Below are 11,947 nucleotides of genomic sequence, written 5' to 3' on the forward strand. Positions count from 1 at the left end.
TTTTAACCAGTCTCTCGAAACAAGGCGAAGAACTGTCGCGAAATGACCTATATAGATAAAATTCAGTACGATAAGAATAGCGCATGAATATTTTTTGAGCGTTTTCTTATGCATTTAAATCCACGGTTAAGTGGCGAATACCATTCTTATGTCGATCACTCATTTCGTATCGATTGTTCACTTGGCTCCAATCCATTTGGCGCACCAGAAATTCCTGAACATGTGATCAAAGATATTATCTACGGTATTGATAAGTACTATTGCCACAGGGAGCTTTCGGAGCTGACTTATCTGACTCGCCAGTTTATTGGGATTGAAGATTGTCGTATTACGTACACCACGGGCTCTCTTGGGGCGCTAGAACTTATCTTCAATAAACTTATCGATCACAACAATCGCACCATGATAGGCATTGGCCCTCAGTTTGTTGAAGCAGTATCAGAGTTCACTTTGGTGGGCGGGAAGTACCAGTCCATCAACATGTTTGATTATCAAAACGAGTCGGATCTGTTCGGTGTGTTGGCATCAAAAATAAGCAGTCAAAATCCTGCCTTGGTGTATATCGATAATCCCAACAACCCAACGGGTCGAATCTACGACAGAGCTTATTTGGTCGAGATAGCGAGAGTATGTGAGCGTTCTGGCGCTATTTTGATTGTCGACGAGGCATATGGTGAATACCTGACCCCTGAGCAGTCTATGCTCGATCAGACCTTAGTCTTGGACAACTTAATAGTTTTACGAACCTTTTCTAAAGGTTTAGGGCTCGCTGGGATTCGACTCGGTTACTTAGCCAGCAGTGAAAACCTGACTTCTGCAATCGAAGCTGCGGTGAGTGTGTTTACGCCGACTTACCCCTCAATAAAAATCGCATCGGCGACCTTACCCAATGCAAAACACTTCTTAGAAATGAACCGCAGCAAAACTGAATACTTTAAGCAGCAAATGATCGGCTTGTTGTCTGAGAACAATATTGAGGTGGTTGGCACGTCAATATCGACGCCCATTATGTTGTTGAAAAAGAGAGGAACTCACCTTTCAAAGCTATTTGAGAGTATCGGTATTAAGACATGTTCGGGTGTCGATTTTGCTATTACGTGCGACGCGATGACTGAAGAGTATGTTCGATTACGAATTGTTGGCAATGATATAGATTTAGAAGCGTTAAAGCAGCGTATTAAGCAGTTATAAAAGCAACCGTTATAAAATCAGTAGGCATAAAAAAGCCCGCACCTTGCGTTTACAAAGTGCGGGCTAAATTCATCTGGCTACTTGTTTAAGTAAGCAGCGTGGAACTCAATGTGTTCATCAATAAAGCTAGAGATGAAGTAGTAGCTGTGGTCGTAACCAGGCTGCATACGTAGATCTAAATCGGCATTGGTTACCTTAGCGGCTTCGACTAATTGCTCAGGTTTAAGCTGTTCAATCAGGAAGTTATCGGCTTCACCTTGGTCGACCAACATTGGCAGTTTAGTGCCTTTGGTTTTTAGAAGCTCAGAGGCATCGTAGTGTTTCCACTCTTCAATATCCAAGCCTAGGTATTGGTTGAAGGCTTTTTGTCCCCAAGGGCATTGCATTGGGTTGGTGATTGGGCTGAATGCAGAGATAGAACGGTAGCTATCTTCGTTTTTAATGCCAATCGTTAGGGCACCATGTCCGCCCATGCTGTGACCAGAAATCGATTTTACGGATGTAACAGGGAAGAACGACTCAATCAGTGCAGGGAGCTCTGTTACCACGTAATCGTACATGTGGTAATGGCTGTCCCATGGCGCTTGAGTGGCATTCACATAGAAGCCTGCACCTTGGCCGAGATCGTAATTTTCATCGTCGGCAACACCTTCGCCACGTGGGCTAGTGTCTGGTGCAACAATCGCGATGCCTTGCTCAGCCGCGGCTTTGAACGCGCCGGCTTTTTGCATGAAGTTTTCATCGGTACAGGTTAAGCCTGACAACCAATACAAAACAGGAACTGGGTTTTCTTTGCTTGCGTTAGGTGGCAAGAAAATCGCAAAACGCATGTTGCAGTCAAGCGTTGCAGAAAAGTGGGTGTATTGTTTGTGCCAACCACCAGCAACCTTTGCTTGGCTAATGTTTTCGATTGTCATCTATTGTGCTCCGTTAGGTTGATGGTTTGGGAGTAAATTTGTCTATATAACATAAAGTTTCACCACCCACCGGGCAGGAGGAGGTGAAGACAGTTTGTTGCTTTTCATTTATAGCTTTGGCCTCGACACCTAAGTATCGAGACCAAGAGGTGTTATACCAATCACAGTAAGTAGATGGTCATAAATAGCGCAGGAAAAAGGCTTGAGAACAAGGCAGAAATTTTCGATAAGTAGTTATTCTACAATCAAAATTTCTAACGCCGTTATCGAGTGTTTTAACAAGCTAGAATGACCAGTTATTTACTACGATTGGTATTATTTATCCATGTGTAGAACAGTACGGATAGATTCACCTTTATGCATTAGGTCGAATGCTTCGTTTACGTCTTGCAGACCCATTGTATGAGTGATGAACTCTTGAAGACCAAACTCACCCGCCATGTAACGGTTTACGATTTCTGGAAGCTCAGAGCGGCCTTTAACACCACCGAAAGCAGAACCACGCCATACACGACCTGTTACTAGTTGGAATGGACGAGTTGAGATCTCTTGACCTGCGCCTGCAACACCGATGATTACAGATTCGCCCCAACCTTTGTGACAACATTCAAGCGCTTGACGCATCACGTTTACGTTACCAATACATTCGAAAGAGTACTCAACACCACCGTCTGTCATCTCAACGATAACGTCTTGGATTGGCTTGTCGTAGTTCATTGGGTTGATGCAGTCAGTCGCGCCAAGTTGTTTCGCTAGCTCGAATTTGCTCTCGTTGATATCTACACCGATGATGCGGTTAGCACCAGCCATGCGAGCACCAATGATTGCAGAAAGACCGATACCGCCTAGGCCGAATACAGCAACGTTGTCGCCTTTTTCAACTTTAGCTGTGTTAAGTACCGCGCCCATGCCTGTTGTTACACCACAACCTAGAAGACAAACTTCTTCAAGTGGTGCTTCTTTGCTTACTTTCGCTAGAGAGATTTCTGGAAGTACTGTGTACTCAGAGAAAGTCGAGCAGCCCATGTAATGGAAAATCGTTTCGCCATTGATAGAGAAGCGGCTTGTACCGTCTGGCATTAGGCCTTTACCTTGCGTTTCACGAACGGCTTGGCATAGGTTAGTTTTACCAGATTTACAGAACTTACATTCGCCACATTCAGCTGTGTAAAGTGGGATAACGTGGTCGCCAATCTCAACACTTGTAACGCCTTCGCCGATCATCTCAACGATACCGCCACCTTCGTGACCAAGAATTGAAGGGAAGATACCTTCTGGATCGTCACCTGATAATGTGAATGCGTCAGTGTGACAAACACCAGTAGCAACGATGCGAACTAGAACCTCACCAGCTTTAGGAAGTTGTACATCAACTTCTTCCATTTTGAGTGGCTCGCCAGCTGCCCATGCAACCATTGCTTTTGATTTGATATGCGTTTGACCAGGTTTAATTTCGATTGTCATTGGATGTTTCCTATATATGTCAGTACAGCGGATAACCGTGCAATTAGCTTCAACCCGTTAAGCGTAGTTGAGCTTAATTGTTTCCGCTCTCTCGTTTTGTTGGAGCTAGTATAGGTGTGAGTGCATGTTTTGATAATACCCTTAAATAGAAAATGATTATTACGTATTTGTAATAATAAGTATGGAGCGGTCAGTTTTCTTATTGGCAACTATCTTAGCTAGAGCGACTCAGGTTTGAGGACAGGCGACTTATCCAAACGGTCTGAATACATTGCCTTTACTGATGTTTAGGTGGAGGTTTTATGGCGATTTATATATTAACCTTCAATTCGTGTTGTTGAGCTATCAGCTTTTAGTATGGATGGTAACTTGTTGAATTTTAACGATTGAAGCAATGTCGCATAAGCGTACGTTGTGCGACGTTTTGTAAGATATCAGAAACAATAGTGTCATTTTTCTCATCTAGTCTCCTCGCCAAATTTTGAGTTCTAACTTTTTGGGAAGAGAAAATGAGAAAGAGTACATTGACCGTACTGTCAGGCTTAATAGCAGCCACATTAGTTGGTTGTAATTCAAGTTCACCAAGTGACGACAACGGCAATCTAGATAGCGCAGTGCAAGTCGCATTCATGCCTGATATCCATTTCCATGATGTTTACGGCAAATTTGAAGATGGTTCGTTCGCGGGACTCTACAACTCGGATAGTGGCGAGTATGCGACAATTCGAACGATGGAGTCTCAGATGAACTCCACTCGTCTATTCAATGAAAACTACTTTGCGATGATAGCGGCGCTTGATGATGTGGTTGAGCGTGGCGTGAAATACGTAGCCTTGCCAGGTGACTTTAGTGACGACGGCCAGCCGATTCATATGCGTGGCTTAGTTAGCATCTTTGATCACTACCGCGAGACTCATGGTCTTGAGTTTTTTGCAGCGCCAGGCAACCACGATCCAGTGCGTCCATTTACAATCCCTGCGGGTAAATCTGATTACCTAGGCGAGGGTGGTAAGAAGCAGCGTATCTATAGCCGCGGTAAAGAAGAGTGTGTTGGTTATGACGATGAGTGGACGACTATTCCCGGTGAAGGTGACAACTTAGCAACCATCTGTACTGAAGAAGTACGTGAATGGGGCTATGAAGAGATCATGAGTATCCTAGGCACTCACGGCTTCTACCCTCAGCAAGACTATCTCTACTTTGAAACGCCTTACAGCAGCGACCAAGCTCGAGCTAGTTACAGCTATGATTTAGCGAAAGAAGAAGCGGCTTTTGATAAGCGCATGTACGAGATCTGTTATGAAGGTACGGGTGGTAGCTACAAAGAAAGTGGTTACTCAAGCTGTTCTGAAGTGCCGGATACCAGTTACTTAGTAGAGCCAGTGAAAGGGCTTTGGTTGTTGGCGATCGACGCGAACGTTTATCGCCCGAAAGAAAATTCGTCTGATAGCTCTGTAGATGGAAACACGTTCGATGGTTCAAGCAGTGCTGGTTACAACATGATGCTGACTCACAAAGAACACGTAATTGATTGGATCTCTGATGTTGTAAAAGCAGCGAAAGAGCAGAACAAGACGCTTGTCTCTTTCTCGCACTTCCCAATGACCGACTTCTACAACGGCGCTTCTGAAGAGATTGAAGATCTGTTTGGTGAAGGAAGCCATCAGCTGGCTCGTGAACCGGATGACGATACCAGCCGCGCATTAGCTGCTACTGGTCTAAATATCCACGTTGGTGGCCACATGCACTTTAACGATACGGGTAAGAAGAGCTTCAATATCGATGGAGTTCAGCACACACTCTTCAATATTCAAGCGCCGTCGTTAGCGGGTTACATTCCCGCGTATAAACTGTTGAACATTCGTCCTGATAATCAGATTGAAGTTGAGACGGTGGTCATCGATCAAGTTAAGCGTTACAACGAGCTATTCAGTCACTATGAAGAAGAGCATGAATACCTTACTCAAGCTGCGAATGGCGATCCTGATGCAGAAGCTAAGATTTGGAACAAAGATATTCTGAATTCAGAGAGTTACTACGAACTGACTGATTGGCACATCCGTGAACTAACACGCCTACGTTTCCTTCCGGGTGACTGGCCGTTAGAGATGCGCGCTATGATCATGGAAATGAATGGCGAAGAGATGATGATCATGTCTCAGTTAGAAACCAACTTTACCGTGTGTCAGTTAGCTAATGAACTGGGTTACGATGTTGGCGCTTGTGTGGAAAATGGTGTTGATGACTACGATCAATTCCAACAAGACTGGCAAACAGCTAAAGTTGTCGCTGAGAAACTGGCTTCTTTAGAGGGACTAGAGTTAGCTGAATTTGCAGAGTGGAGTGGTGAGTTGTTAGCGACCGACTTCTACCGTTTACGTAACGCAGACGAACTGGCATTCCGTGATATCGGTGAAACACAATTGCGCCAATATGAGTTGTTAAGCCGAGAACTTTCAGAGTTCGATGGCACTGTCGATTCAGAATTGGGTGACCTTGGACAATATACCGTTGGTGAAGTGTTCCGCTCTCGTTTTGGTAGCTTGTTCGTGATTCTTGAAAAATTCGCAACAGGCCAAGCAAGTGACCACTTCTTGATTGATATCGACCAACAAACTCTGACCGATCTTAAAGGTGAAGTGAAGCGCGATATCCTAAGAGGTTCATCATCAGCAAATTAAGCGGCTCAGATTATTAGCGGATTAACCTATTAGCTGATTAAAAAAGAGCTCTACACATGATGTTGTAGGGCTCTTTTTGTCTTTCTGTTCTTCGATGAATGAACCATCACATTTAAGAATTTTTAAGGTACGTCATAATAATTGCTTACTGAAAATCACATGAATTGGAAATAAAACTACAATATTCTGAGCGCCGTATTTAATGTTGTGGACTCATACATGCTTTTATCTCTTCCGCCTCCAGTGATGCTGTCACTTGCCATCGTGCTTGAAGTTGTCGCGACTTCTTTATTGCCTAAAACGCAGCAATTTACTTCCCTTCCTGCGACCGCCGCAGTACTCGTCGGTTATGGCTTTGCTTTTTATCTGTTGTCTCTCACGGTTCAAACCATGTCTTTGGGTGTGGCGTATGCGATTTGGTGTGGCGCAGGGATAGTGTTGGTCGCGGCGTTGTCTTGGTTGGTCTACGGGCAAAAGCTAGACATCTACGCGATCATTGGCATCGCTTTGATTCTGTCTGGTGTGGTGGTCATTAACCTGTTTTCAACGTCGGTGAGTCACTAAGAGTCTATTTCCTACTTCTGAAGGAACAAACTAATTGGAATCTAGAGTAGTTAGCCTTCAATTTAAGGTATTGAATATAATATAGTAATTCCAATAAATGCATTTTGTGCATGTATTTTATGAAAACAGCTCACTTTACTCATAGATTGGTCGGTTTAGTATAGCCAGCAGAAACCAATGATTATAAATAATCATAGATATTATCTGTTTATCAATAACTTAGGGGGTCATTATGACTATTCCGACAACCGATATGATGGAAGCTTGGACGGGATTTCAAGCTGGCGACTGGCAAACATCCGTTAATGCACGTGATTTTATTCAGCGAAACTACACTCCTTATGAAGGTGATGAATCTTTTCTTGCGGACGTGTCGGATTCGACGACACAGCTATGGGAATCGGTGCTAGAAGGTATTAAAGAAGAAAGCCGCACTCACGCCCCTGTCGATTTTGATACTGATATCGTTTCCACTATCACCTCACACGATGCAGGTTACATTGCAAAAAACCTCGAAAAAATCGTGGGTCTACAAACCGATAAACCACTAAAACGCGGCATCATCGCTAATGGCGGTATTCGAATGGTGAAAACGTCGTGCGAAGTGTACGGTCGTGAATTAGAGCCACAAATCGAAAAGATCTTCACTGAATACCGCAAAACGCATAACCAAGTAGCGTTCGATCTTTATACCGATGAAATTAAAGCATGTCGCCGTTCTGGTATTATTACTGGTCTGCCGGATGCTTATGGTCGTGGACGCATTATCGGCGACTACCGTCGTCTTGCTTTGTACGGTATCGACTTCCTAAAATCAGACAAAAATGAGCAATTCAAATCGACTCAGAAGATGCTTGAAACGGGTGGTGATTTAGATAAGACATTGCGCCTACGTGAAGAGCTTACTGATCAAATTCGTGCCCTTGATGAAATGCGAGAAATGGGTTTGAAGTACGGCATTGATATGTCTTCTCCTGCTCGTACTGCGCAAGAAGCAATCCAATTTACCTATTTTGGTTACTTAGCTGCGGTTAAGTCTCAAAATGGTGCTGCGATGTCGCTAGGCCGTACATCAACCTTCCTAGATGTTTACATCGAACGTGACCTTAAACTTGGTCTGATTGATGAAAAACAAGCGCAAGAGTTGATTGACCATTTCATTATGAAGCTTCGTATGGTTCGTTTCCTACGCACACCTGAATACGATTCATTGTTCTCTGGCGACCCAATTTGGGCAACGGAAGCAATGGCAGGTATGGGCGTTGATGGTCGTACTCTTGTTAGCAAAACGACTTTCCGCTACTTGCATACATTGCACACGATGGGCCCAGCACCAGAGCCGAATATGACGGTTCTATGGTCTGAACAACTGCCTATCGCGTTTAAACAATACGCGGCTAAAGTGTCTATCGAAACCTCATCACTTCAGTATGAGAACGATGATCTAATGCGTGCGGATTTTGATAACGACGATTACGCGATTGCGTGTTGTGTGAGCCCACAGGTGGTTGGCCAACATATGCAGTTCTTTGGTGCTCGTGCAAACCTTGCCAAAGCGCTGCTTTACACCATTAACGGTGGTGTTGATGAAAAATCTAACATGCAGGTTGGCCCTCAAGTTGCTCGTATCGAAGATGAAGTTCTCGATTTTGACCGTTTAATGCCTCGCTTTGATGACATGATGGATTGGCTTGCAACACAATACGTCACTGCGCTGAACGTGATCCATTACTCGCATGACCGCTACAGCTATGAAGCATCGTTAATGGCATTAATGGATCGCGATGTTCATCGAACAATGGCTTGTGGTATTGCAGGGCTGTCGGTTGTTGCTGACTCGTTAGCGGCTATCAAATACGCGAAGGTAACACCAGTACGTAACGAAGATGGCATCGCTGTCGACTTTGAGATTGAAGGCGAATATCCAAAATTCGGCAACAACGATTCACGTGTCGATGATATTGCTTGTGATTTGGTTGAACGTTTTATGAAGAAAATTCAGAAAATGAATACCTACCGTGAAGCGGTTCCAACGCAATCTATCCTTACGATTACTTCAAACGTTGTATATGGTAAAAAAACCGGCAACACGCCAGATGGTCGCCGCGCAGGTATGCCATTTGGTCCGGGCGCAAACCCAATGCACGGTCGTGACGAGAAAGGTGCGGTGGCTTCACTGTCTTCGGTTGCCAAACTGCCATTCGAGTTCGCTAAAGATGGTATCTCTTACACCTTCTCAATCGTACCAAATGCATTAGGTAAAGATGACCTAAGCCAAAAAGTGAACCTAGCAGCACTAATGGATGGTTACTTCCACCACGAGGAAAGTGCAGGATCGATTCGTGTTGAGGGTGGACAGCACCTTAACGTGAACGTGCTTAACCGTGATATGTTGTTGGATGCCGTCGAACATCCAGAAAAATACCCACAGTTAACCATCCGAGTGTCGGGTTACGCTGTGCGATTCAATTCGCTAACACGTGAGCAGCAACAAGATGTAATTAGCCGTACGTTTACTGCTAAGATCTAACCGTAAACTTCGAGTTATACGGTTCTAAAAAAGCGCGAGAATGACATCCGTCTCTCGCGCTTTTTTGTGCGTGGAGTATGGCGCTAATGATGTCGTTGGGCGTCGCGTTGTCTTGGCTAGTATATGGGCAAAACCGATATTTACGCGGTGATTGGAATTACTTTGATTGTGTCTGGTGGTTAGGGCCTCTAACTTATTTTTGCCCCTTTATGATTTAGAGTATAAGATCATACACATTCTGTTAATGAACTTTTGCCCTACAAAAAGTTATCCAAACTCAGCAAGTTCAGAAATTATGCACTCACAGTGCATTCTAACTTTTTAACACCCTCACTAAGTTATTGATTTTCTGTTGAAGACTTAAACAAAAGACCGCATTATATCTATGCAAAGAGCGGCTTAGCGCGGTATAGAAAGTGTTATATTTATGAGGTAAGTTTTGAGTTCAATTAATCATCACTATGTCCCACAATTGTATTTACGAGGCTTTATTGCTGAGTCTGGTCGTATTCAAGTATTCGATAAAAAGTTGGAATCATTCAAGAAAGATAAGCAAACACCTCGAACAATATTATTCGAAAAACATAGAAATACAATCACACATCGAGGTGTGCGAACTGATGCACTAGAAAAGCTCTACGGGACAATTGAAGCACCATTGGGGCAATTTTTTGATTTAGTTCGCAAGGGCCTGTCGGAGAAAGAACTAATATCCAAAGAAGGCATTTATCTTCTAAAGGTATTTGTAGCGTTTCAATTTTGGCGAATGCCTTTGTTAGATCCCTTTGTAGAGCAGTACATTAAAACTCTAGACTTAACACTGTTTGGAGACAGAATTACACTAAATGGGGTCAATATTGGCGATTGTGATCAAATCAAAAACGCATTAGAAAATGACTCAGGGTTCAGGCATTACTTTCGTAGCTTTATGCTGCCTCTACTAACGTTTGATTTTAGGGTACATGATAGTGACTATGAATCATGGAAAGTCCATCATGTTTCGCCAGAATACGGAGGTTGGAACAACTTTTTAACGGGAGATAACCCGCTACTCTTTGACGATTTGACTCAGATGTTCGCATTTAAGTCTAAGTTTATTATGCCTTTATCGAATAATCAGTTGATCACCTTTTCGCCAGTTCAAAATCACGCTATGAACCTAGATCCGCTTTTTACAACTTACTTAGCAATGGCTACATATAATCAGTGTCATCGATATGTTGTAGGTACTAATAAAGACTATATTGAGCAAATAAAGTTATTCTTGGGTTCAGAAGTGGAACCTTCAGATTTGAGGGCGGAGTTATTTACATACATATAACGATTGAGCAGTGCAATAAGGTTTGGTCGTGGAAATAACCGATTTGCTATACCTGAAGTTATTCATTAATTGCTGATGTTCGATTCTCCGAGACGGATAATTGTCCAGAACCTTCATTAGCTGAATTTTTACCCGTGGTATTTTCTAGTTTAAAAGTCCTCCTTTCCGACTCAGAACCGATCTCTATATGAGTTGTCGGGAGATTTTCTTTTACCCTCCCGACATCAAACGGATACATAGCTGATCTTCCTAGCGACTTACAACGTAAGAGGCTAGTTAAAAGGGAGAAAACAATATGGCCACCGTTTATGTCAGCATCGGAAGCAACATTAACCGCGAACATCACATCACAGAATCTCTCAAAGCGTTGAATAGTCACTTTGCACCTCTGAACATTTCTAATTTCTACGATTGTGAGCCTGTTGGTTTTGAAGGGGACAACTTCCTAAACCTAGTCGCAGGGTTTGAATGTGACCTTTCTATCGCTGAACTGGCTAAGGTTCTGCATCAAATCGAATTAGAAAATGACCGCAAGCGAGAAACTAAAGAATATGCCTCGCGCACGATGGATATCGATATCCTTCTTTACGGTAACGAAGTAGGCATTATTGATGGAGTAGAGCTGCCTCGAGGTGAAATCACCGAGTACGCTTTTGTGCTTCGACCGTTAGTTGATGTTGCCGCGCAAGAACTTCATCCCACTCTAGATATCTCTTTTCAGCATCTCTGGAACAACTTCGATCAGCTGAGTCAGAAAACCGAACTTATACCGTTCGAGGTCAGCTTCACTTAGTCCCTGTAACTGCTTTAAACAGAACGCTTGAGCTTTATTGATCTTTTCCTCTAACAGGCACGTAACTCACTCTACCTTCTAAGGAGCGGAAACTGTTATGAATCACAATGCGATTATCACCATCACAAATCTCAGATTAAGAACCTTCATCGGCTTCAACGAAGAAGAAAAAACCAAGCAGCAAGACATCGTCATAAATGCGGAGATCCATTATCCCGCGAACAACCTTTGCCTCTCTGATGATGTGGAGAACGCACTTAACTACAAAAATATCTGCAAAAAAATTATTGAACATGTTGAATCTGGACGGTTTCTGCTTTTAGAAAAGTTAACCAGCGACGTACTCGGTATTTGTATCGACCATTCATGGGTTCGATACGCTCAGGTGAGAATTGACAAGCCTCATGCTCTACGTTTCGCCGATTCCGTCTCGCTCACCCTGAGCTATGAAGCAGAACTTGAAGATTAATTCATAAGGAGCGACTC

At 43.4% G+C, this 11,947-nt stretch carries 9 protein-coding genes; 7 read left to right on the forward strand and 2 right to left on the reverse strand.

Annotated features, from left to right (window positions below):
* The first annotated feature begins 108 nt into the window (after nt 1-108).
* A complete protein-coding gene (locus tag AB4167_RS05610) occupies nt 109-1,191 on the forward strand; it encodes a pyridoxal phosphate-dependent aminotransferase (RefSeq protein ID WP_017061632.1) in 1,083 nt (360 codons plus the stop codon).
* A 77-nt stretch (nt 1,192-1,268) separates the two neighbouring features.
* Here the strand turns inward: AB4167_RS05610 and fghA are convergent, their stop codons facing one another.
* Together fghA and AB4167_RS05620 are read right to left on the reverse strand one after the other, a co-directional pair.
* A complete protein-coding gene (gene fghA / locus AB4167_RS05615) occupies nt 1,269-2,108 on the reverse strand; it encodes an S-formylglutathione hydrolase (protein WP_017061633.1) in 840 nt (279 codons plus the stop codon).
* 315 nt (nt 2,109-2,423) lie between these two features.
* Nucleotides 2,424-3,572 carry an S-(hydroxymethyl)glutathione dehydrogenase/class III alcohol dehydrogenase gene (locus AB4167_RS05620; RefSeq protein WP_017061634.1) on the reverse strand — a complete coding sequence of 383 codons (1,149 nt, stop codon included), beginning with the start codon at nt 3,570-3,572 and terminating at the stop codon, nt 2,424-2,426.
* A gap of 509 nt (nt 3,573-4,081) precedes the next feature.
* Between AB4167_RS05620 and AB4167_RS05625 the strand changes: the two genes are divergently transcribed.
* From AB4167_RS05625 to folX, 6 genes are all read left to right on the forward strand, one after another.
* Nucleotides 4,082-6,253: a phosphoesterase gene (locus tag AB4167_RS05625; RefSeq protein ID WP_102320867.1), complete on the forward strand. Its 2,172-nt coding sequence runs from the start codon at nt 4,082-4,084 to the stop codon at nt 6,251-6,253.
* Nucleotides 6,254-6,472: 219 nt separating this feature from the next.
* Nucleotides 6,473-6,817 (forward strand): multidrug efflux SMR transporter, encoded by a 345-nt coding sequence (locus AB4167_RS05630; RefSeq protein ID WP_017061635.1) that lies wholly within the window; start codon nt 6,473-6,475, stop codon nt 6,815-6,817.
* A 232-nt stretch (nt 6,818-7,049) separates the two neighbouring features.
* A complete protein-coding gene (pflB, locus tag AB4167_RS05635) occupies nt 7,050-9,347 on the forward strand; it encodes a formate C-acetyltransferase (protein ID WP_372136270.1) in 2,298 nt (765 codons plus the stop codon).
* A 439-nt stretch (nt 9,348-9,786) separates the two neighbouring features.
* On the forward strand, nt 9,787-10,668 hold the full coding sequence (locus AB4167_RS05640) for a DUF4238 domain-containing protein (protein ID WP_372136271.1): 882 nt from the start codon (nt 9,787-9,789) through the stop codon (nt 10,666-10,668).
* Between the two features lie 295 nt (nt 10,669-10,963).
* The gene (gene folK / locus AB4167_RS05645) at nt 10,964-11,461 is read left to right on the forward strand and encodes a 2-amino-4-hydroxy-6-hydroxymethyldihydropteridine diphosphokinase (RefSeq protein WP_372083339.1); all 498 of its coding nucleotides are present in this window, start codon (nt 10,964-10,966) and stop codon (nt 11,459-11,461) included.
* 97 nt (nt 11,462-11,558) lie between these two features.
* Complete coding sequence (gene folX, locus AB4167_RS05650) at nt 11,559-11,930, forward strand: dihydroneopterin triphosphate 2'-epimerase (RefSeq protein ID WP_017067658.1); 372 nt, start codon at nt 11,559-11,561, stop codon at nt 11,928-11,930.
* The last annotated feature ends 17 nt before the right edge of the window (nt 11,931-11,947 follow it).

It is taken from the genome of Vibrio sp. 10N.286.49.E11, assembly GCF_041469505.1.
GTDB classification, from domain to species: domain Bacteria; phylum Pseudomonadota; class Gammaproteobacteria; order Enterobacterales; family Vibrionaceae; genus Vibrio; species Vibrio crassostreae_C.